Below are 19892 nucleotides of genomic sequence, written 5' to 3'. Positions count from 1 at the left end.
GCCCCTGCAGGACTGCAACTGCCTGCAGGAGCCGGCCTTGCCGGCGAAGGGGTTTCAGGTATCCAGGTGCTCTGCCAGGTACTGCTGCAGGCGCCGACGCATCAAGCGCCCCTCACTGCCCAGGCACGCCACCTGCGAGCGCATCAGCGCATCCTGGGCCAGCTCCGCCGCCTCCCCCGCGAACAGCAACGGGCAATCCAGGCCCTGGGCCAGGCGCATCAAGCGCTTGGGCAGCTCGGCCGTCGGTGAATGGTTGGAGAACAGCACCAGTGCCTGCGGCGCCATGCGCTCGCACACCAGGCTCAGTTCCTCCAGCGGCTGCCCCACGGCCAACACCCTGATCACCACCTCGCTGCTGCCCAGCATCAGCGCCGCCACCAGCAACTCAAGCTCGCGGCAATGCCCTGGCATCGCCGCCAGCACCACGCTTACCTCCTGCTGCTCGCGGGCCAGCTGCAGGCGCTGCAAGGCCCGGGCACGCAGGAAGCCATCGAGAAACAGCCACTCGCTCTGCGCACCGAATGCCTCGCCGGCCGCGCACAGGTCGTGCCATACCGGCATCAGGATGTCCTGGAACACCACCACCAGCGGATAGCTGGCGAAGACCTGCCCGTACACCTGCTCCAGGCGCCTCTCGTCGAATGCCTTGACGGCCTGGCGCAGCTGCACCTGCCACTGCTTCCAGTCCGCCTGCGTGCCGGGCGCCTGGGCCGAGGGGGCCTGCTGCTGGGTCGCCTGGTTGCGCGCAAGGATCTTGCCGACCTTGCTCACCGCCACGCCGCGCTCGATCCAGCCCAGAATGCTGCGCACGTCATCGATGTCGGCCTGGGAATACAGGCGGTGCCCACTTTCGGTGCGTACCGGCTGGATCAGCCCATAACGGCGCTCCCAGGCACGCAGGGTGACCGGGTTGATGCCAGTCAGGCGCGCCACTTCACGGATGGGGAAAAGCTCCTCCTGGCGGTGGGGAGCATCAGGGAGGGAAGCCGAATCAGGCTCGATCATCGCCGTAAAGACCGTGATTGCGTAGTGAAAGGCAATTCTACTCCCCTTGTACCAGCCCGCCGCAAGCACCATGCGCCGGGCAGCCGACACATCAGCACTGACGAGTCAGCTTATTTGCGGAATAATCCTTGCTTGTTCCTACACGAACACTCGAACGCCACCCACCACCCCGGGCAGCGTTGCATGGCCGTGGCTACCCGCCGCGCCGGTTTTTACCAGGAGATACACGATGTCTACCCCTCCGGTTACCTTGATGGTGGCGCGCCGCGTTGCCGAGGGTCGCTACGAAGACCTGATCGCCTGGCTGCGCGAAGGCGAACAGCTGGCTACCGACTTTCCCGGCTACCTGGGTTCCGGCGTACTGGCCCCGCCGCCCAACGACGACGAATTCCAGATCATCTTCCGCTTCGCCGACGAGAAAACCCTGCATGCGTGGGAGTTTTCTGCCTCGCGCAGCGCCTGGCTGGCCCGCGGCAACGGCCTGTTCCAGCAGCCCCACGAGCACCGGGTCAGCGGCATCGACGGCTGGTTCGGCCCGGCCCTGGCACAACGTCCACCGCGCTGGAAACAGGCCGTGGCCATCTGGCTGGCGTTCTTTCCGGTGTCGCTGGCCTTCAACCTGCTGTTCGGCCACTGGCTGGGCGAGCTCGGCCTGGTGCCACGGGTACTGCTGAGCACCCTGGCCCTGACCCCGCTGATGGTCTACCTGTTCATCCCGCTGTCGACCCACCTGCTGGCCAGCTGGCTGCACCCCAAGCCTGCCCCGCAGAGCGTTGCCGCGCCGCCCGTGGGCACCCGCTGACGCAGCGCCCCGGGGCGTGCAACGGCGGCGAGTTCGGGTATGCTGGGGCCTACCCAAGCGAATATCTGAAGTTGACCGCCCATTACATGAACAGCCCAATTCTTGTTACCGGGGCCAGCCAGCGAGTCGGGCTCGCGCTGGCCATCAAACTGGCGCAGGCCGGCCACACGGTCGTCAGCGCCAGCCGCAGCATCAGCGCGCAGGCGCCCCACCCGAACATCGTGCAGTTCCAGGCCGACCTGTGCCTGGAGCAGGACCGCCTGGCCCTGATCGACCACCTGCGCAGCCGCTATGACGGCCTGCGGGCGATCATCCACAACGCCTCGCTGTGGCTCGACGATGACCTGGCCAACCTGAACACCATGTTCAAGTTGCACGTGGAAGCGCCGTACCACCTGAACCTGGCACTGGGTGAGCAACTGCTCAAGCTGGACAAGTCGGACATCATCCACATCTGCGACGAAACCTCCTCGCGCGGCAGCAAGAGCCATATCGGCTATGCCGCCACCAAGGCGGCGTTGCAGAACATGGTGCTGTCGTTCGCCGAGAAGTACGCCCCCAGCGTGCGCGTCAACGCCATCCTGCCCGGCCTGCTGATCTTCAAGGAAGACGGCGACGAGCAGTACCGCCAGCAGGCGCTGAAGAAGGCCCTGCTTGAATTCGAACCCGGTGCCCAGCCGCTGATCGAGGCCGTGATGTTCCTGCTCGACAGCCAGTACAGCACCGGCAGCAACGTGGTCATCAACGGTGGCCGCCATTTGAAGAACCGCATCGCGGCCGGATGAGCCGCTGCACCGTGAAGGGAACCCCCATGGACCCGCAACAGCAACTCGAACTCGAAGCGGCGGCCTTTCGCCGCCTGGTAGCGCACCTGCGCGAGCGCACCGATGTGCAGAACATCGACCTGATGAACCTGTCCGGCTTCTGCCGCAACTGCCTGTCCAAGTGGTACAAGGCCGCCGCCGACGAGCGCCAGATCGACCTTAGCCTGGAGGACGCACGCGAAGTGGTCTACGGCATGCCCTACGCCGAGTGGAAAACCCAATACCAGAAAGAAGCCAGCGCCGAACAGCAAGCGGCGTTCGCCAAAGGAAAACCCCATGACTGACCTGAACACCCTGCGCAGCCAACTCGACAGTGGCGAACATGTATTCGCCGACACGCTGGCGTTCATCGCCCAGGGCTACACCTACCAGCCACAGGCCTTCACCAATGGCGGTGTGGAAAACGCCGCCGGGCAGAACGAAGGGTCGTGCAAGACCCTGGGCCTGGCACTGCTCGAAGGCCTGAGCGACCAGCACGCGCTGCTGGCGTTCGGCGAGCACTACCGCTCGGTGCTGGCCACCCCCGAGGGCAGCGACCACGCCAATATCCGTGCGCTGATGCAGCATGGCCTGGCCGGCGTGACGTTCGCCGGCGCGCCGCTGCAACGCAAGGGCTGACGCCACACCGCTGCACAAGAACGGCCCGCCTGGGCCGTTTTTTCATGCCTGGGGTTCGATCACCTGCCCGGGCACCTGTGCCGGCAGTTGTGCACTGCGCAGCCAGCCCAGGGCTATGGGCCACAGCTGCGCCTGAAAGCGGCTGTGAAAGAACGCGAAATGACCGACCCCCTTGGCATCGACCTGCTGCGCGGCGATGCGCAGGTGCGTGCACGCGCTGGCGGTAAAGTAGCCCAGCAGGCGCTCGATGGCCGGCACCGTACCGAACGGGTCGTCGGTCAGGCTGATCGCCAGGATACTGGCCTGCACCTGGCCAAAGCCCAACGCCCCCAGCGTGCGACCGCTGGGCCGCTGTTCATAGGTAGCGGCGGGTGTCACCCAGTCGCGCACCACGCCGGCCGGGGTGTCCTCCATCCAGCCCAGGCGCTTGCCGGGAAAGTAGCCGAACACGCGGGTCAGCAGCGGCATTGCCAGGTGCCATTTGCACAGCAGTTGCCAGCGGCTGCCCGGGGCATAGTCACGCCAGTAGGCGAACTGCGCGCCCACCGTGACCACCCGCCGGATGCTCGCCGCCGACGCCGCCAGGCCCAGCGCGCAACCGCCGAAACTGTGCCCGACCACATCGATGGGCTGCCCAGGGAACTCGCGCCGGGCGCGCTGGAGCATCGCCTCGAAATCCAGCCGGCCCCAGTCCGACCAGCTGGCCTGAAAACCCCGCAAGGCGGCAGGGCGCGATTCGCCGATGCCGCGGTAGTCGTAGGTGATCACGTCGGCGCCATGGGCGAACAGGTAGTCGGCAAAACGCGAGTAGAAACGGCAGCGCACCGAGGTGGCGGCGTTGATGATGACCACCGCCCGCGTGGGGTCCGCCGCGCCGTGGCGCCAGGTGAAGCCGCCCAGGCTGAAGCCGTCTGCCGCCTCTTCGCGAAACGGCTGGGCAACGCTGGGCGCCTGGGTGGTGAGGGGTTGATTCATCGGTGCCGGCTCCTTCAGGGCCCTTCGCAGCGCAGCATCGGCCAGCGGGTGGGCCAGCCCTTGTGGGTGATGCGCGAGGCGTAGACCGTCTGTTTCTGGCTAACGTAACGCGCGGTGCGGCGCAGTACCAGCCCGAACAGGTCATCCAGCCCCAGGGGCGCAGCGACTTATCATTGTGGGTTCGGCCACCGGCAGGTTGCGCGGGCACTGGCGCCGATCATCGGCGCGCCGGCCCGCGCCCGCCTCAGGCAAGCTCGGTATAGCGCGCCGCCACCTCGGCCTGGCGGATGTCCGAGATCAGGGTGTGACGCGCCGCCTGGAAGGCCGTCCACCGGGCGTCGTCATGCAACGGCGGGATGGTCACGCCCTCGCGGCGATCGAACCCCACCAGCGCCGCATCCACCAGGTGGTCCACCTCCATCACCTGCGTCAGGGTGTTGATGTCGATGCCCGAGCGCTCCCAGATCTCGGTACGCGTGGCCGCAGGCAACACCGCCTGCACGTATACGCCGCTGGGCGAGAGCTCCAGGCTCAGCCCCTGCGACAGGAACTGCACGAACGCCTTGGTGGCGCCATACACCGTCATGCCCAGCTCCGGTGCCAGCCCTACCACCGAGCCGATATTGACGATGGCCCCCTCCCCGGCCTGCGCCAACCGTGGCGCGATGGCATGGGCCAGACGCGCCAGCGCGAGGGTGTTGAGCGTGATGATGCGCGTGACGCTGTCGGCGCTCTGCTCGACGAAGGCCCCCGACTGCGCCGCCCCGGCGTTGTTGATGAGGACGCCGATGCGGGCATCTTCGCGCAGGCGGGTTTCGACCCTGGCAAGGTCTTGGGCCAGGGTGAGGTCGGCCTGCAACACCTCGACGGCCACGCCATGAGCCTGGGCCAGGCGGCTGGCCAGCCCGTCAAGGCGAGGCCTGTCGCGGGCTACCAGCACCAGGTCATGGCCACGGCGGGCAAAACGCTCGGCGTAGGTAGCGCCGATACCGGAAGAAGCACCAGTGATGAGAACAGTGGCAAGGGTAGTCATGGGGTTGCGCTCTCGATGGGTGGGTAACGAGCCGCTATGATGATGACCATAATCTTAATCGTCAACGGTTTTGATGATGGTTGACATCAATGTATAGTGGGCCCCTGACTGACGGCACACGCAGCGAGGAATCTGCACATGAGGGTCACCAAGGCACAGGCGCAAGCCAATCGCGCGCACATCGTCGAGACCGCGTCCGAACTGTTTCGCGAGCGCGGCTATGACGGGGTGGGCGTGGCAGACCTGATGGCGGCGGCAGGGTTTACCCACGGCGGCTTCTACAAGCACTTCGGCTCCAAGGCCGACCTGATGGCCGAGGCTGCTGCCTGCGGGCTGGCCAAGACTGCCAGCGCCGAAGAAGCGCTGGACGTGGCGCAATTTTTCCAGCGTTACCTGTCGCGCGAACACCGCGATGCACGCAGTACCGGCTGCACCATGGCCGCCCTGTGTGGCGACGCGGCGCGCCAGCCGGCCGCAATCAAGGCGACCTTTGCCGACGGCCTGGAGGGCCTGCTCAAGCGGGCCGAGCACACAGGTGCCGAAAACGGCGATCAAGACCCGCACGCCGCACGCGCCAGGATGATCGAGCGCTTTGCCCAGGCGGTGGGCGCGATCATGCTGTCGCGCGCCTGCCCGGACGATGCGCCATTGGCCGACGAAATCATCGAGGTGTGCCGCAAGGCCATCGTTGCCCCGCTCGCCGACTGAGGTGCCCGCCCCGCAGTTGTCTTAAAACTGCAACCTTTTGGTCATAGTATGGAAGCTGTTCCCGCTGCAGCCCTGTTGCAGCGGGCCTTTGACAAGGACTCGAAACTCAATGCGCCGTGTCGTATTCAATCAGAAAGGGGGCGTGGGCAAGACCAGCATCGCCTGCAACCTTGCCGCCGTCAGCGCCGCCGAAGGGTATCGGACGCTGCTGGTGGACCTCGATCCCCAGGCCAACACCACCCACTACCTCACCGGCCTGCTCGGCGACGACATCCCGGCCGGCATCAGCGACTTCTTCAAGCAGACCCTCTCCAGCGCACCGGGCAGCAAGCGCGGGCGCGTGTGCATCACCCCCACCCGCTACGACAACCTCGACCTGGTGACCGCCAGCCCCGACCTGGCCGACCTGCAGCCCAAGCTGGAGAGCAAGTTCAAGATCAACAAGCTGCGCAAGCTGCTGGTTGAACTGTCCGAAGACTACGAGCGCATCTACATCGACACCCCGCCGTCGCTGAACTTCTACACCTTCAGCGCGCTGGTGGCCGCCGACCGCCTGCTGATTCCGTTCGATTGCGACAGCTTTTCGCGCCAGGCGCTGTACAGCGTGATCGAGCAGGTGGAAGAACTGCGCCAGGACCACAACGAGTCGCTGCAGGTGGAAGGCGTGGTGGCCAACCAGTTCGTCGCGCGCACCGCGCTGCACCAGAGCCTGGTGGACGAACTGCTGGCCGAGGGGCTGCCGGTGCTGCCGGTGTACCTGAGCAGCTCGGTGAAGATGCGCGAATCCCACGAGCTGTCGGTACCGCTGGTGCACATGGCACCGCGGCACAAGCTGTCGCGCGAATTCGTCGACCTGCTGGGGGCGCTGGAGCGGGCTGCCTGAGGGCTGCCCGCCGGTTGCGCCCTGGCGTCAGATCGACGCCTGGCGCATGCGATCGGACAACGCCTGCGCCGTTTCCTTGCGCTCGGAGTAGCGGTCCACCAGGTGCGCCTGGCTGTCGCGCAGCAGCAGCGTGAACTTGACCAGCTCTTCCATCACATCCACCACCCGGTCGTAATACGGCGAGGGCTTCATGCGGCCCTGCTCGTCGAACTCCATGTACGCCTTGGGCACGGACGACTGGTTGGGGATGGTGAACATGCGCATCCAGCGCCCCAGCACGCGCAGCTGATTGACCACGTTGAACGACTGCGAGCCGCCACACACCTGCATCACGGCCAGGGTCTTGCCCTGGGTGGGGCGAATGGCGCCGAGGGCCAGCGGCACCCAGTCGATCTGCGCCTTGAACACCGCCGACATCGCGCCGTGCCGTTCAGGCGAACACCACACCTGGCCTTCGGACCACAGCACCAGCTCGCGCAGTTCCTGAACCTTGGGGTGCTCCACCGGTACGTCGTCCGGCAGTGGCAGGCCGCTGGGGTCGAAGATGCGCGTCTGGGCGCCAAAATGCTGGAGCAGGCGCGCGGCCTCCTCGGTCAGCAACCGGCTGAAGGAACGCTCGCGGGTGGAGCCGTACAGCAACAGAATGCGCGGCTTTCGCTCGCCGGCCTGCAGGGCGGTAGGCAGGCCTTCGAACAGGCTCGGGTCGAGGTTGGGCAGGTCGTGGTGCATGGGGCCTCCGGGTCAGAGCGTGGCAATGCGGTCGAGTTCACGCTTGAGCGCGTGGGCATCGAGCTGGCTGAATGGCAGCGCGAAAAACGCCCGGCAGCGACGCTCGATACGCGCCAGCGCATGGTGAAAGTTCGCCTCCACCTCGTCGTCGGTGCCGGGTTGTTCGGAAGGGTCGGCCAGGCCCCAGTGGGCCTTGAGCGCCGGGCCGAAAAACACCGGGCACGCCTCGCCTGCGGCCTTGTCGCACACGGTGATGACGATATCCGGCGGGTTGGCCGCGAAGGCCTCGTTGCCCTTGCTGCTAAGGCCCGCGGTGCTGATGCCGGCCTGCTGCAGGGTCAGCAGGCTGCGCGGCAACACCTGCCCCCTGGGGAAGCTGCCGGCGCTCAGCGCCTCGAAGCCCGCCGGGGCGAGGTGATTGAACATCGCTTCGCAGAGGATGCTGCGACAGCTGTTGGCCGTGCACATGAACAGAACTCGCATGGTGGTGTACTCCCTTTGGCAGGCAGAATGGTCAAAGGCTCAGGCGCAGGGCCAGGGCCGAAAGCGTGATCAACAGCACCGGCACGGTCAGCAGCAGGCCGACCTTGAAGTAGTAGCCCCAGGTGATGCGCGTACCCTTGCGCGCCAGCACATGCAGCCAGAGCAATGTGGCCAGGCTGCCGATGGGGGTGATCTTGGGGCCCAGGTCGCAGCCGATGACATTGGCGTAGACCATCGCCTCGCGCACCACACCCTGGGCTTCGCTGGCGTGGATCGAAAGCGCGCCGATCAGCACGCTGGGCAGGTTGTTCATCACCGAGGACAGCACCGCGGCAAGCAGCCCGGTGCCCAGCGATGCGCCCCACACGCCATAGGCGGCAAGGCGGTCCAGCAACTGGGTGAGCAGGTCGGTAAGGCCGGCGTTCTTCAGGCCGTACACCACCAGGTACATGCCCAGCGAGAACACCACGATCTGCCAGGGCGCATCGCGCAGCACGCGCCGCGTGGAGATCACATGCCCGCGCGCAGCGACAATGAACAGCACCACTGCACAGGCCGCCGCCACGGCGCTGATCGGGATGCCCAGCGGCTCGAGCAGGAACAGGCCCACCAGCAGCGCCACCAGCACGCCCCCGCCCACGCGGAAGGTGGCGCGGTCGCGGATCGCCAGCACCGGCGCCTTCAGTGCCTGTACTTCGTACACCACCGGTATGTCGCGGCGAAAGTACAGAAACAGCACCAGCAAGGTGGCCGCCACACTCACCAGGTTCACCGGCACCATCACCGCCGCGTATTCGCCAAAGCCCAGGCCGAAGTAATCGGCCGAGACGATGTTCACCAGGTTGGAGACCACCAGCGGCAGGCTGGCGGTGTCGGCAATGAAGCCTGCGGCCATGACGAACGCCAGGGTCGCAGCCGGGGAGAAACGCAGCGCCAGCAGCATCGACATGACGATAGGGGTAAGGATCAGCGCCGCACCGTCGTTGGCGAACAGCGCCGAGACCGCAGCGCCCAACAGCACGATGAAGGCGAACAGCCGGCGCCCGTTGCCACGCGCCCAGCGGGCCACGTGCAGGGCTGCCCATTCGAAGAAGCCGGCCTCGTCGAGCAGCAGGCTGATGACGATGATCGCGATGAAGGTGGCGGTGGCGTTCCACACAATCGCCCACACCGTGGGGATGTCGTGCAGCGACACCGCGCCCAGCGCCAGGGCCAGCAGTGCGCCGAGGCTGGCGCTCCAGCCGACGCCCAGGCCGCGGGGTTGCCAGATGACCAGGGTCAGGGTGAGCAGAAAAACAGCGATGGCAGTCAGCATCGGGGCGCTCCTGGCTCAGCAGCAGGCAGCAGCACGAACGGGGCGACCGTCCATGTTGTGCAAGCGTGTGGTGCTGTCCTTGAGCCAGTCGGCATTGGCGCGCAGCGTCACCTGCAGCAGGTCGTGCACCCAGCCGGGCAGTTGAGGGTTGAGACGGTAATACACCCACTGCCCCTGGCGACGGTCGAGCAGCAGGCCGCTGGTACGCAGCTGCGCCAGGTGGCGGCTGATCTTGGGCTGGCTGTCGCCCAGGGCGCACATCAGCTCGCACACGCACAGCTCGCCCTGCTCTGCGATCAGCAGCGCAGCGCGAGCGCGGGTTTCGTCGGCCAGGCTCTTGAACAGCTCGGGTGGGGTAATCATTGTGGGCGGCCCTCACATATGGATAACCGAATATACGGATATCCATATGTTATCTGCAACCGGATTTTTCAGCGCCTGCCATCAACCTCCCCAGCGCGTCACCCGCCGTTGGGGGCCGGTTTTTCGCGCAAGGCCGTGTGGTAGATCTGCGCCGAATCGAGCACGGGTTCGGTGGCACCATGGCGGGCGATCGACAGCATTGCCTGGCCGATGACCTCGGTGCTCAGCACCTTTTCGGGCAACAGCGCACGCGCCAGGCTCAGCAGCGGGCCGGTGAGCCGGTAGAGCACACGGTACGCGCGGGTTCTGGAGGTGGCACCGTGCAACGGCTGAATCACCGCCGGGCGCAGGATGTGCACGCGCCTGAACGGCAGGCGCAGCAGGCTGTTCTCCGTCATGCCGCGCACCCGCGCCCACATCGTCGAGCTGGTTTCGCTGCTGTCGGCACCCGCCCCGGAGACGTAGATGAAGGTGGCATGCGGGTTGAGCTCGCACACGCGCTGGGCCACCGCCAGGGTCAGGCGGTAGGTCATGTGGGTGTACTGCGCCTGGGTCATGCCCGCCGCCGAAACGCCCAGGCAGAAGAAACACGCATCCACATCGCGCAGGTCGTCGTCGAGCAGCGTGGACGGGTTATCGGCGAAGGCCGGCCTGACCACCTGCCGGAGCTTGGGGTGCTGGGCGTTCAGGCGTGAGCGCCCGATCAAGCGAACGGACTCCACATCCTGCGCCGCCAGGCATTCGCGCAGCACGCCGCTGCCGATCATGCCGGATGCACCAAAGATCACTATGTTCATGGCGTAGGCTGGCCTCGCTCAGTCTGAAGGGTGCGCCGGTTTCATGCCGACGGCCATTGCGGCGGTGCCGTGCCGAAATCGGCCGCGAGGCTGACCGGCTTCCAGCGCTGCATCGCTTCGCTGCGGGCGGCCTCTTCCACCTCCACCACATACAAGGCGTCCGACCCCAACAGTAGACGCGACGGCAGCCCTTCACGAGCGGCCAGCGCCACGATCAGCTGCGCAATGCGCTCGGGGTCGCCCACTTCGTTGCCCACGTAGGACTCGATCAAGGCTTTGAACGCGGCCATCGACGCCATGTAGTCCGGGGCCAGCTCGGTGAGCGTGTTGCGGGCCTGATGGCCCCAGTCGGTACGCATGCCGCCGGGCTCCAGGGTGCACACCTGGATGCCGAACGGCGCGACCTCCTTGCCGACCACGTCACTGAACCCGCCCACGGCCCATTTGGCCGCCTGATAGGCCGACAGGCCCGGGCTTGCGATGCGACCGCCGGCCGATGACACCTGAAAGATATGGCCGCGGCCCTGGGCGCGCATCACCGGGATGGCCGCACGGGTGAGGTTGACCACGCCGAACAGATTGGTCTCGACCTCGGCGCGAAAATCATCGGTGGGGATGTGCTCGAACGGCTGGATATGGCCGAAGCCTGCGTTGTTGACCAGCACATCCAGCCGGCCAAAACGGCGCACGGCCTCGGCCACGGCGTGCCTGGCCTGCTGTTCGTCGGTCACGTCCAGTTCGAACGTGGCCAGGTTGGCCCCGTACTGCGCCTGCAGCTCGACGAAGCGTGTGATGTCGCGTGCAGTGGCCAGCACCTTGGCGCCGCTGTGCAGCGCCGCCTCCAGAATGGCGCGCCCCAGGCCTCGGGACGCACCGGTAATCAACCAGACTTCAGACATGATCATTCAACCTTTTCAAAGCGCCGACGCGGCGCATGGGCAACGTAAAAGAGGGGGCTGCTCACTCGGGCCGAAAGCCGGCCTTGCCTTCCAGCATCACCGACTCGGCAAGCGCCTTCTGTGCCTGAATGTCCGCCAGGCTGCGGGCATAGCCGGCCTCCAGCGCCGCATAGGCATCCCCGCCGAGCACGGTGCGCAGCGGCGGTGTCTGCAGCTGGCTGAGGGTGTAGATGGCGTCGGCCATTTTCAGCGGGTCGCCCGAGGCGGTGTCTTCGCCATGCTGTTCGATCCACCCGCGCAGGTTGCCGACCGCACTGCCCTTGTAGGCGTCGAGCTGCTCGGTCCAGCGGATGTTGGCCACGAAGCCGGTCTTGATCGAACCTGGCTCGATGATCAGGGTGTTGATGCCGAACTCGGCCAGCTCTTGCGCCACCGCTTCGGCGAAGCCTTCCAGACCGTACTTGGCCGCGTGATACAGCGAGCCGCCCGGGTAGGCGGTACGGCCGCCGACACTGCTGACATGGATGAAGGTACCGCGCTGCTGTGCGCGCATCGCCGCCATGAAGGCGCGGGTGACCTGTATCGGCGCCATCAGGTTGAGCGCGATCTGCTGCTCGACTTCGGCGTCGGTCATCTCTTCCATCGCACCGATCACCGCCCCGCCCGCGTTGTTGACCACCACCTCCACATCGGGATGGCGGGCGGCAACGGCGCGTACCTGTTCGCGGTCGGTCACGTCGAGCGCTTCCACATGAAGGCGCTTTGGATACGCCTGTTGCAACGCCTGCATCGCCTCGACCCGACGCACTGCGGCGACCACGGTATGCCCCTGGGCCAGCGCCTTTTCGGTAAGGGCCAGGCCCAGGCCACCCGAAGCACCGGTAATGAACCACTTTTGAACAGCCATGAAGATACTCCTGTTACAAATTGTGAGTGATTAATCACTCAGTTAAAAGGCAAGGCTTTTACGCCGTAATGGCGCGCCACAGCATATGGAAGCCCAGCTGGCGGTGGCTGTCGGCCTCCTCCGGGGACTTCTCGATGTGTTCGATGGTGGTGGTGGCGATACTCTCGATCACGGAAGAAATGAAGCTGATCGGGGCGTCGATCAGCACGCCGTCCTCTACCCCGCCCTCCATCGTCCTGGACACGGCCTGGAACGGCTGCGCGCCCAGTGCGCGGGTTTCTGCGGTCACCTGCCCCGACGCCGACAGCCGTGCCAGCACCACGCGCTCCAGGGCATTGTTCAGGCCCCAGCTGACATAGCGATTGAAGATGTACTCCATGCGCTGGCGGTAGTCAGCCTGGGCGGGGAAGTCCGACATCATGGCCGTCACCAGGCTTTGCTTGAGGTGCAGGTAGAGCTCCTGGAACAGCACCTCCTTGCTGCTGAAGTAGGTGAACAAGGTGCCGTCGGCAACCCCGGCGCGCCGCGCAATGCTCGACGTGCTGGCCATCACGCCCAGCTCGGCGACCGCCTGCATTGCAGACAACAGCAAGGCTTCACGTTTTTCGGGGCTGAGGGGACGTGCCATGGAGGAAGGTTCGCTTAAAAAGACTGAGTAATCAGTCAACTATATTCCTGACCCTTGGCCAAATGCAAGGGGTGGATGGCGCGACGGTGCCGAACGGCAAGCCCCCGGCATCGCGCCGGGGGGTTGATAGCCGTTATCCGGCGCTACTCGAACAGGTTCACGATGGCATCCGACAACGTACTCCGCTGCCGCGACCACGAGCTTGTGAAGTGATAGATATCGTTGGCCTGAACGTAGTGCTTCACGAACTGGAAGTGATAGTCGGCGGCAATCTGGAACAGGTACAGATCGCTTTGGATATTCACGTAGTTGGTGCCGAAGCGATGGATCTCGGTACTGATCTGGACCATGCCCTCCAGAACCGCATGGGTATCGGGCTCCAGGTCCACATTGATTTCCGAACTTGGCTTTTCGGTAAGAATGCCCTTCCAGGCAAGCTCCGAACTCTTTCTTCCCGAGGTGCCCTTGGTAAGGTCGCAGGGGGCCTCGATGGCCTGGCGCGCCTTGCTCATTTCGTCTTTGATGCGGTCATCCAACTGCAACTTCCTGCCTGTTTTTACCTGGCAAAACAAACTGGTCAACTCGAGCCAGGCGGATTCATATTCCTTGGGGTTATCGCGCTCGACCATCTGCTTGGGGTTGGACCAGCAAGGCTTGTACCTGAACTTGGCGAAACTGTAGTCGGGGAAGTGCCCGAGCCAGCCGTGGCCCAGATAACTGGTACCGCTGGGGGCCGCTTCGAAGTTGGGGTTCGCGAACGGCACGCCCTTGGTGTCGGATGACTTCAGGACTTTCCTGTTCCAGTTTTTCGACGAGCCGTCCATGTAATAGATGGCCTGTGGGCCGTAGCCCATCTTGGACCATTCCCAGGAGTCCGGGTCGTAGTCCGCATCCCAGTAGGTGTTCATCACGTTGTCGAGGCCGCAGTGGTCCTGGTGGGCCCAGGTGTCGGCGATCACATGCGCCCTGACCCCCAGCAGGATCAGCCTGAACCTGCGCAGCACGTCTGCACGATTGTCCTTCAGCACCTCTGCCCCGCCGATGGCCAGGCTGATGATCTTCTCCAGCCGATCGTCATCGGTAGCGCAGAGCACGGCATCTTGAACAAGCCTGCGCGAGAGTGCGCTTTGCGGCCGGTTGAGCATCTTGCCGTATTGCAGATCCTTCACCTTGCTGGCGTTGTACTTTCTCAGTATCTGCTCGCCGCCGAAGGTGTCGCGCTTGATGAACTTGGGCAGGTAGTTGGCCACTTCAGCGCCATGGGTTTCTTCTCGGCTGGGCGTGCCGGCCGGGTCGTTGTAGTTGCCGGGGATGAAGTGGTACGAGCACCACAGGCCATCTTCAGGCTCCCCCATCGTGCCCAGCAGCCCGCCCTGGTAGGTGTAGCGAGGGTTGTCCATCTTGGCGACGACGTTGTACTTGGCAGATTTTTGGGTGTCGCTGACCAGGCTCCAGTAAGAGGCATAGGTGCTCTCGCTGAAGAAGTCGATGAAGTTGGCTGCCTTGGCAATAAGGGTTGCATCGTCCTTGTTGAAGCCGCCGCACAGTGCTGAGTGGTAAGTACCGTAGAAGTGAAAATCCTGATCCATGCCGCTTTCCCCTAAACAGTTTTTGTTTAACAAAAAAAGACCGCAAGGGTTTATAGGCACAGCTTTAAATAGTGTCAAATGGCCATTAGTCAATGATAATTGTTATTTTTATTTCGTGTATTAACGTTGGGAAAGTGCGGTTTGATGGGCATGGCGATATAGAGCGGTTCTATTTAAATTCATGGCCAAATGGAGACAGTCTGCGCTCAGTAATCAGCCGTCAGACTTGAGCAACTTTCCACACTGCTCACTGGCCAACTGGCTGATGATCCGGATGGCCTGATGAATACCCGCCGTGTTGCGAAAGCTCAGCTGCGGGTTGTGCTCGCACTCCAGTACCTCGTCATGCTGGACGAGCGCTTCACCGAGTAGTTCGAGGGTCCAGGCGTAACGTTGGATGGTGGACAAGCGTTCTTGGTCGGTCATAGGGATACCTGCTTCACAGCTTGCTGGATAGAGAGGGGGAAGAAGCTCGATATAGGCCACCAGGCAATGCGCGAATGGGGCGTAAATACCGTGGTCATATAGGCATCATAACGGGACGATTCTTTCCATGGCAAGAATCTCCGCAACCCTCGATACCGATGGCAGTCTGAAAAAGCTCGGCGCAGCGATCCGGGCTCGACGCCTGGCGCTTGCGCTGTCCCAAGAAGCGCTGGCCGATGCGGCAGGCGTGGACCGTTCGCACATGGGGAAAATCGAGCGAGGGGAAAGGAACGTCACGTTCCTGAACCTCTTGCGGATAGCAGGTGCGGTGGGGTGCAAGCCTTCGGAGCTATTGGTTGATGCGAGTCTTTAGAGTTAGCCACTGATCGATGCAGTAGTGTTTTTGTGATACGACTCCGAAAGCCATTCCTAGCGTAATAACGCCAGCCTGAATGGGTTTACTCCACCACCCTCGCCCGACATTGGCTGGTAATCTCGACGCCAGCGACATGCCGATAGGAATACCTACACAAGCTCATGCTTCCACTTGTAGCTACTGTAGAGGAATGGGCGACTGTCCTCCCTGGTGGTTTCCACGACCCGTAGTTTCACCTTCGTGCCGACCGGGTAGTCCCTGATCTTCCGCGCGCACTCGATCTTCATGTTCTGTGGAAAGGGCTCGCCACTTGCAGGACGGACGCCATTCTTGCGGCGCGCAGGATCGTAAAAGACTTCAGCAATAATCGAGATGTATTCGTCTGGGTCATGCCTGAGTTCCCAAACCATGCTGCCCCCTCTGCCTTTCGAATGTGCGGTTATTGGAGTGAAGTCCGGGGTGAGCAACTTGTCAAAACGCCGGCTCCGAGCCAACACCGCGACCTAGCTAGACGTTGACATCGGAGCGGCCTATGGCCGGGCCAGGAGCCTGCTTGGCCAAGCTGACGAGCCCTCGCTAGTCCGAGTAAGGCATTTTGGCCGCAACGTCCTATTCCTTGAGAGGGAATGAGGAAGATAGAAACAACAAAGCCGCAGCAGGCGGGCTTTGTTAGGTGTTTAGTAGACAATCTTGGATTCCTGGACATCTGATATCTGATGCGGAGACAGGAGTCGAACAAAAAACATACAAGCCAATGCTTACATGGCCTTTAGCATTGAAAAAAACAAAAAGGTACTCAAACAGGTACTCACCTTATTCCGAACATCGTGGATATGGTACGCCCCTCTCTGTAGAAGCTTGTTCCCGGGCCGCGTTGATCCAATAACAGAATCGGATCTGCCCGCTGCCAACACGACTCACCAGAGGAGCCCGCTTGATCTGCACCCAGAGAGCAGGGCTTAGCCACCGCCCCTTTTTCAAACGAAAATATGGCAAAATGACATCCAGGCGTATTCGATAGCCTCCTAAGTATTTTAGACTGCTGACGAGGGATGTATGCAACGAGTAATACCAATTGAACGGGATATCATAGTTGCTGTCCCTTCCGTCTATACAACAAGCCAAAGAGGCAGTTTTTTTGAGAAACTTTGTGCCGACATATTGCGAAAGCAATCATATGAAATCGTCGGTATAGAATTTCGCGCCACCGGCATGGAAATTGACATCAAGGCAGTACACAAGCCTTCAGCCACAAATTTGTACGTCGAATGCAAGTTCTACAATAGCAGCAAGTTAAATGCAAATATTGTAGACCTTTGCTATTCTCAAGCATTTCGCGCACGTATCAAATCGATCGCGCTTTTCTCGACTGCTCCGCTAGGTAAAGACGCACAAGGCGCCTACGATGATTATCGTTCAAGAGAGGAATGCGATTATTCATTTTATGGCCGAGAAGAGATTATTGAGGCGCTGGAGGCTTGCGGAAAGGTTCAGTCCTTTGATTCACTTTCACTTTCATCAGATATCACTCATGCTACCCTGCTCGTACATCCAGAGTTAGATTTTACTTGGTTATTTCAAGAAGTAAGGGATGGAGTACCTCAAAATCTTCTAGCCTACTCCGGCAGTAAAAACGTAGACTGCTCCAGGGTTAGAGACATTCTCGACGCAGAAGAAATATTTGAAGGACTAAGTGTAAAGAATTTTTTAAACGGCACGCCCTTAACGGCGAAAGCTGGTGATTCCCAACACGAGCGGGAAGTAGTCAGCGGAATCATCGTGGCCGACGACGTTATGGACTACAAGCCTTGCCGCCCTGAGGACTTTGTAGGCCGAGACGCGATTCAGAAAGAGATCTGGGACTATCTTGAATCTGTTCGCGAACAGAAAACCTTGACTCGACTTATTTCAGTGACAGGCTCTTCAGGCAATGGCAAATCATCGCTCGTAGCATTCTTGTCAGAACGTTTTAAAAACGTCAAATGGAAGAATAAATTTTATCTCTACCCCGTAGATGTTCGCTCGTCTAGAGGTGCGAAATTCGTATCAGAGGCGGTAGTAAAAGCCTTCAATGCTGCGCGCAAGGACGGATTCATCAACCTAGACTCAGATTTTTACATTGAGAATGTTAATGACATAACATCTGGAGTTTCGTTCAAAGCATACTCTGACTACCTAGCCAGCACAGGAAAGCTTATCATTATTTTCTTTGACCAGTTCGAAGAAGTTTTTATGAAGGAAGAGCTATTCGGGCTGTTTAGAGCTTTTGAGCGCTTTGCACTAGATATATCGTCTGACAAAGGAAATCTAGTAGTCGGCTTTTCTTGGCGTAGCGGAATTACATTAGGAGACGAAAATCCCGCCTACTCCATGTGGAACAGGCTACGTGATTTCCGCTCTGATAAAAAACTTACCCAGTTTGATGCCAAAGATTCTTCTGCCCTCATCTCCACCTTTGAGAAAAAGCTCGGCTTTAGACTCAATAAATCCCTGCGCGGAAGACTGATACAGCAAGCACAGGGATATCCATGGCTCTTAAAAAAGCTGTGCATTCATTTATTCAAGAAGATCCAAAGCGGGGTTTCCCAGGAACAACTCCTGATAAGCCAATTACAAATAAAATCCTTATTTGATGAGGACCTAGAAAGACCTGACAAAGAAACGGCGTGCCTTCGGTACGTGGCAAATAACTCTCCAGTAGACCAATACGAAACAACAAAGGAATACGGCACAAAAACAGTAAACAATTTGCTTGCCGATCGATTACTGATCAAAACAGGCGAAAAAATATCTGTGTATTGGGACGTATTCAGGGACTATCTAAAGACGAACGAAGCTCCCATCATACCCTGGTTCTACATGCCTGCAGCCACCGTCAATATGGCCTCAAGCGTTTTAAAACTGATAGCCGCGCAGGGTGTTTCTCTCGCAGAACTGCAGCAATCTGCAGGGTATAAGAAAAGCACCCTAACTAACATAATCATGGATCTTCAGTCATTCTCTCTAGCTGAGAAGCGTGACGATGAAAAATATTACCCATCCTGCTCATTAGAAGATGCTCCAGAAGTAATAAGATCTCATCTTAAAGGCCATGCTGCTTATGCTAGAGCATTAAATCTAGTCAGCGAATCTCAGCAAGAAAGCCTATCAACGGATAGCTTTGTGGAAATCATCAAAGGATTATATTCGAACAAGGGTGGAGAGGTTCCAACGGGGTACTCGTCCAGACTACTGTCCTGGCTTAAATATTCTGGGCTTGTTGGCTCGGCGGCTCATAAAATTCGTTTCTTTAGAGACAAGGAGTATGCGCCTGAGTTTGCGAGCACGAGTTCAAAAAGCTATATGTTCCTCGCAGCTACGACCCCCACTAATGTTCTCGACATTATCCGAAGGCTGCAAGCGCAAAAAGCCCTGGGAGTTCCCGAACAGAACTCTCTTCGAGCACGCAATTCAATCGCGGATCTTGTATCTCTTGGAATATGCACTAGAAACTCAGATCTCGAAGTCACAATATCTAAGAACGTTGACATCACTCAAACCGCCGAACATATTTTAGCAGCGGCAGTGAGAAAAGCACCTTCTGTCCTACTACTGAAGGAGCTTATGGACGACGCCTCCATTACAAAAGATGAGCTACCAGAAAAATTCAGAGCTGCTATCGGAAAATCTTGGAAGGACTCGTCAAGTAAGCGCTACGTAAACGGGCTGACAAAATATCTCGAATTCGCAAGTATCGATATCGATATGATAGATAAGTAATAACTTGAGAGATTCGATCCAAAGAGTCGAAAACCCGTAGTTTCGCAGAGACAGTAGCATACTAGTGGATTGCGCCCCCAAATACTGCTAGGCCGAGCCGCCGCTCGGCTTGGCGGATGCTAAAAGAGCCAGCAAGTACCCCAAGGTGCTCGCTGGCCGTTTAGCGACTATTACCACCGAAGTGTCACGGATTGCCGGCCATCTGCCGAGCATAGTGACGATCACTGAGATCCTTCTTCGGATCAGCCTTTGCCCACACTATTGGCTTATCGCAGTTACTGCACCTTAGGAACTTTTTGTCAGTGCTTAGGGAGTACAGCCTCGCACTGGAGCCTTCAACAATCTTCAATCCAGCATCTGTCACCTCAAAGCTTGGAAGGTCATAGCTAAGGCGATCCATTGTTTCATATTTGAAGGACCAGACTCTGACCTGCTTATTTCGCCAGATGCCCATGTAGTGGTCTAATGAAACCGGACACCCATTTAGGCGAGAATGCTCGCCATAGAGAGGTGTCTGATGACCAAGCAACGTCGTACCTTTACCCCTGAGTTCAAGCGCGAGGCTGCGTGCCTGGTGCTCGACCAAGGCTACAGCCATATCGAAGCCGCCCGTTCGCTCGGATTGGTCGAATCGGCGCTTCGTCGATGGGTGAGCCAGCTTCAGCAAGAACGTAGCGGTGTTACTCCCACCAGCAAGGCTCTGACACCTGAGCAGCAGAAAATCCAGGAACTCGAAGCCCGTATCAATCGGCTAGAACGGGAAAAATCGATCT

Annotated in this window: 24 protein-coding genes; 9 read left to right on the top strand and 15 right to left on the bottom strand. The window is 60.6% G+C overall.

Features of this window, described 5'->3' with window-relative positions:
* Positions 1-54 precede the first annotated feature (54 nt).
* Entirely contained in the window at positions 55-1005 is a 951-nt protein-coding gene (locus FW760_RS08220; RefSeq protein WP_043860428.1) for a MerR family transcriptional regulator, read from the bottom strand.
* Positions 1006-1234: 229 nt separating this feature from the next.
* Between FW760_RS08220 and FW760_RS08215 the strand changes: the two genes are divergently transcribed.
* The 4 genes from FW760_RS08215 (at position 1235) to FW760_RS08200 (ending at position 3249) form a co-directional block, all read left to right on the top strand.
* Positions 1235-1807 carry an antibiotic biosynthesis monooxygenase gene (locus FW760_RS08215; protein WP_043860429.1) on the top strand — a complete coding sequence of 191 codons (573 nt, stop codon included), beginning with the start codon at positions 1235-1237 and terminating at the stop codon, positions 1805-1807.
* An 86-nt stretch (positions 1808-1893) separates the two neighbouring features.
* Entirely contained in the window at positions 1894-2592 is a 699-nt protein-coding gene (gene folM / locus FW760_RS08210) for a dihydromonapterin reductase (protein ID WP_054914885.1), read from the top strand.
* Between the two features lie 26 nt (positions 2593-2618).
* The gene (locus tag FW760_RS08205; protein WP_116052244.1) at positions 2619-2915 is read left to right on the top strand and encodes a DUF1244 domain-containing protein; all 297 of its coding nucleotides are present in this window, start codon (positions 2619-2621) and stop codon (positions 2913-2915) included.
* Positions 2908-3249: a HopJ type III effector protein gene (locus FW760_RS08200; protein WP_043860432.1), complete on the top strand. Its 342-nt coding sequence runs from the start codon at positions 2908-2910 to the stop codon at positions 3247-3249. Before FW760_RS08205 ends, FW760_RS08200 begins: the two co-directional genes overlap by 8 nt.
* A gap of 42 nt (positions 3250-3291) precedes the next feature.
* On the opposite strand, the gene FW760_RS08195 is transcribed toward FW760_RS08200, so the two are convergent.
* The 3 genes from FW760_RS08195 to FW760_RS08185 form a co-directional block, all read right to left on the bottom strand.
* Positions 3292-4224, bottom strand: a complete 933-nt coding sequence (locus FW760_RS08195) for an alpha/beta hydrolase family protein (RefSeq protein ID WP_116052245.1) — start codon at positions 4222-4224, stop codon at positions 3292-3294.
* Positions 4225-4238: 14 nt separating this feature from the next.
* Positions 4239-4379, bottom strand: coding sequence for a nucleotidyltransferase family protein (locus FW760_RS08190; protein ID WP_116055232.1), 141 nt, complete (start codon positions 4377-4379; stop codon positions 4239-4241).
* An 89-nt stretch (positions 4380-4468) separates the two neighbouring features.
* A complete protein-coding gene (locus FW760_RS08185) occupies positions 4469-5257 on the bottom strand; it encodes an SDR family NAD(P)-dependent oxidoreductase (protein ID WP_054914888.1) in 789 nt (262 codons plus the stop codon).
* 138 nt (positions 5258-5395) lie between these two features.
* Between FW760_RS08185 and FW760_RS08180 the strand changes: the two genes are divergently transcribed.
* Both FW760_RS08180 and FW760_RS08175 read left to right on the top strand, forming a co-directional pair.
* Complete coding sequence (locus FW760_RS08180) at positions 5396-5965, top strand: TetR family transcriptional regulator (protein WP_116052246.1); 570 nt, start codon at positions 5396-5398, stop codon at positions 5963-5965.
* Positions 5966-6074: 109 nt separating this feature from the next.
* Positions 6075-6848, top strand: coding sequence for a ParA family protein (locus FW760_RS08175; RefSeq protein ID WP_054914890.1), 774 nt, complete (start codon positions 6075-6077; stop codon positions 6846-6848).
* A 27-nt stretch (positions 6849-6875) separates the two neighbouring features.
* On the opposite strand, the gene arsH is transcribed toward FW760_RS08175, so the two are convergent.
* From arsH to FW760_RS08125, 10 genes are all read right to left on the bottom strand, one after another.
* Positions 6876-7577, bottom strand: a complete 702-nt coding sequence (arsH, locus tag FW760_RS08170) for an arsenical resistance protein ArsH (RefSeq protein ID WP_043860437.1) — start codon at positions 7575-7577, stop codon at positions 6876-6878.
* 12 nt (positions 7578-7589) lie between these two features.
* Entirely contained in the window at positions 7590-8060 is a 471-nt protein-coding gene (locus FW760_RS08165; RefSeq protein ID WP_043860438.1) for an arsenate reductase ArsC, read from the bottom strand.
* A gap of 31 nt (positions 8061-8091) precedes the next feature.
* Positions 8092-9375, bottom strand: coding sequence for an arsenic transporter (locus FW760_RS08160; protein WP_104571947.1), 1284 nt, complete (start codon positions 9373-9375; stop codon positions 8092-8094).
* A gap of 15 nt (positions 9376-9390) precedes the next feature.
* The gene (locus tag FW760_RS08155; RefSeq protein WP_116052247.1) at positions 9391-9738 is read right to left on the bottom strand and encodes a metalloregulator ArsR/SmtB family transcription factor; all 348 of its coding nucleotides are present in this window, start codon (positions 9736-9738) and stop codon (positions 9391-9393) included.
* A gap of 98 nt (positions 9739-9836) precedes the next feature.
* Positions 9837-10535 (bottom strand): epimerase, encoded by a 699-nt coding sequence (locus FW760_RS08150; protein WP_446443721.1) that lies wholly within the window; start codon positions 10533-10535, stop codon positions 9837-9839.
* A gap of 41 nt (positions 10536-10576) precedes the next feature.
* Entirely contained in the window at positions 10577-11434 is an 858-nt protein-coding gene (locus FW760_RS08145) for an SDR family NAD(P)-dependent oxidoreductase (RefSeq protein ID WP_116055234.1), read from the bottom strand.
* A 61-nt stretch (positions 11435-11495) separates the two neighbouring features.
* Positions 11496-12341, bottom strand: coding sequence for an SDR family NAD(P)-dependent oxidoreductase (locus tag FW760_RS08140; RefSeq protein WP_116052249.1), 846 nt, complete (start codon positions 12339-12341; stop codon positions 11496-11498).
* Between the two features lie 58 nt (positions 12342-12399).
* Positions 12400-12969, bottom strand: coding sequence for a TetR/AcrR family transcriptional regulator (locus tag FW760_RS08135; protein ID WP_116052250.1), 570 nt, complete (start codon positions 12967-12969; stop codon positions 12400-12402).
* A gap of 143 nt (positions 12970-13112) precedes the next feature.
* On the bottom strand, positions 13113-14558 hold the full coding sequence (locus FW760_RS08130; RefSeq protein WP_116052251.1) for a DUF6765 family protein: 1446 nt from the start codon (positions 14556-14558) through the stop codon (positions 13113-13115).
* Positions 14559-14771: 213 nt separating this feature from the next.
* On the bottom strand, positions 14772-14984 hold the full coding sequence (locus tag FW760_RS08125) for a hypothetical protein (protein WP_054914896.1): 213 nt from the start codon (positions 14982-14984) through the stop codon (positions 14772-14774).
* A gap of 127 nt (positions 14985-15111) precedes the next feature.
* Between FW760_RS08125 and FW760_RS08120 the strand changes: the two genes are divergently transcribed.
* Positions 15112-15357, top strand: a complete 246-nt coding sequence (locus FW760_RS08120) for a helix-turn-helix domain-containing protein (protein WP_116052252.1) — start codon at positions 15112-15114, stop codon at positions 15355-15357.
* Between the two features lie 152 nt (positions 15358-15509).
* Here the strand turns inward: FW760_RS08120 and FW760_RS08115 are convergent, their stop codons facing one another.
* Positions 15510-15770, bottom strand: a complete 261-nt coding sequence (locus FW760_RS08115) for a hypothetical protein (RefSeq protein ID WP_116052253.1) — start codon at positions 15768-15770, stop codon at positions 15510-15512.
* Positions 15771-16416: 646 nt separating this feature from the next.
* Here FW760_RS08115 and FW760_RS08110 point away from each other — a divergent pair.
* Entirely contained in the window at positions 16417-19119 is a 2703-nt protein-coding gene (locus FW760_RS08110) for an nSTAND1 domain-containing NTPase (RefSeq protein ID WP_116052254.1), read from the top strand.
* A gap of 517 nt (positions 19120-19636) precedes the next feature.
* The coding region (locus FW760_RS08105; protein ID WP_446443720.1) for a transposase at positions 19637-19892 on the top strand (256 nt) is incomplete at its 3' end.

The sequence above is a fragment of the Pseudomonas sp. 1176_21 genome, from assembly GCF_052850635.1.
The sequence above is the reverse complement of the archived record's forward strand: the minus strand, read 5'-3'. Positions and strand labels throughout refer to the sequence as shown.

Bases quoted from the DNA above. Each gene is read 5' to 3' on its own strand.
- FW760_RS08130 (WP_116052251.1), bottom strand. From the start codon at position 14,558: ATGGATCAGGATTTTCACTTCTACGGTACTTACCACTCAGCACTGTGC.
- FW760_RS08115 (WP_116052253.1), bottom strand. From the start codon at position 15,770: ATGGTTTGGGAACTCAGGCATGACCCAGACGAATACATCTCGATTATT.
- folM (WP_054914885.1), top strand. From the start codon at position 1,894: ATGAACAGCCCAATTCTTGTTACCGGGGCCAGCCAGCGAGTCGGGCTC.
- FW760_RS08180 (WP_116052246.1), top strand. From the start codon at position 5,396: ATGAGGGTCACCAAGGCACAGGCGCAAGCCAATCGCGCGCACATCGTC.
- FW760_RS08205 (WP_116052244.1), top strand. From the start codon at position 2,619: ATGGACCCGCAACAGCAACTCGAACTCGAAGCGGCGGCCTTTCGCCGC.
- FW760_RS08165 (WP_043860438.1), bottom strand. From the start codon at position 8,060: ATGCGAGTTCTGTTCATGTGCACGGCCAACAGCTGTCGCAGCATCCTC.
- FW760_RS08175 (WP_054914890.1), top strand. From the start codon at position 6,075: ATGCGCCGTGTCGTATTCAATCAGAAAGGGGGCGTGGGCAAGACCAGC.
- FW760_RS08135 (WP_116052250.1), bottom strand. From the start codon at position 12,969: ATGGCACGTCCCCTCAGCCCCGAAAAACGTGAAGCCTTGCTGTTGTCT.
- FW760_RS08220 (WP_043860428.1), bottom strand. From the start codon at position 1,005: ATGATCGAGCCTGATTCGGCTTCCCTCCCTGATGCTCCCCACCGCCAG.
- FW760_RS08110 (WP_116052254.1), top strand. From the start codon at position 16,417: ATGCAACGAGTAATACCAATTGAACGGGATATCATAGTTGCTGTCCCT.
- arsH (WP_043860437.1), bottom strand. From the start codon at position 7,577: ATGCACCACGACCTGCCCAACCTCGACCCGAGCCTGTTCGAAGGCCTG.
- FW760_RS08200 (WP_043860432.1), top strand. From the start codon at position 2,908: ATGACTGACCTGAACACCCTGCGCAGCCAACTCGACAGTGGCGAACAT.
- FW760_RS08125 (WP_054914896.1), bottom strand. From the start codon at position 14,984: ATGACCGACCAAGAACGCTTGTCCACCATCCAACGTTACGCCTGGACC.
- FW760_RS08145 (WP_116055234.1), bottom strand. From the start codon at position 11,434: ATGTCTGAAGTCTGGTTGATTACCGGTGCGTCCCGAGGCCTGGGGCGC.
- FW760_RS08140 (WP_116052249.1), bottom strand. From the start codon at position 12,341: ATGGCTGTTCAAAAGTGGTTCATTACCGGTGCTTCGGGTGGCCTGGGC.
- FW760_RS08195 (WP_116052245.1), bottom strand. From the start codon at position 4,224: ATGAATCAACCCCTCACCACCCAGGCGCCCAGCGTTGCCCAGCCGTTT.
- FW760_RS08150 (WP_446443721.1), bottom strand. From the start codon at position 10,535: ATGAACATAGTGATCTTTGGTGCATCCGGCATGATCGGCAGCGGCGTG.
- FW760_RS08185 (WP_054914888.1), bottom strand. From the start codon at position 5,257: ATGACTACCCTTGCCACTGTTCTCATCACTGGTGCTTCTTCCGGTATC.
- FW760_RS08120 (WP_116052252.1), top strand. From the start codon at position 15,112: ATGGCAAGAATCTCCGCAACCCTCGATACCGATGGCAGTCTGAAAAAG.
- FW760_RS08160 (WP_104571947.1), bottom strand. From the start codon at position 9,375: ATGCTGACTGCCATCGCTGTTTTTCTGCTCACCCTGACCCTGGTCATC.
- FW760_RS08215 (WP_043860429.1), top strand. From the start codon at position 1,235: ATGTCTACCCCTCCGGTTACCTTGATGGTGGCGCGCCGCGTTGCCGAG.
- FW760_RS08155 (WP_116052247.1), bottom strand. From the start codon at position 9,738: ATGATTACCCCACCCGAGCTGTTCAAGAGCCTGGCCGACGAAACCCGC.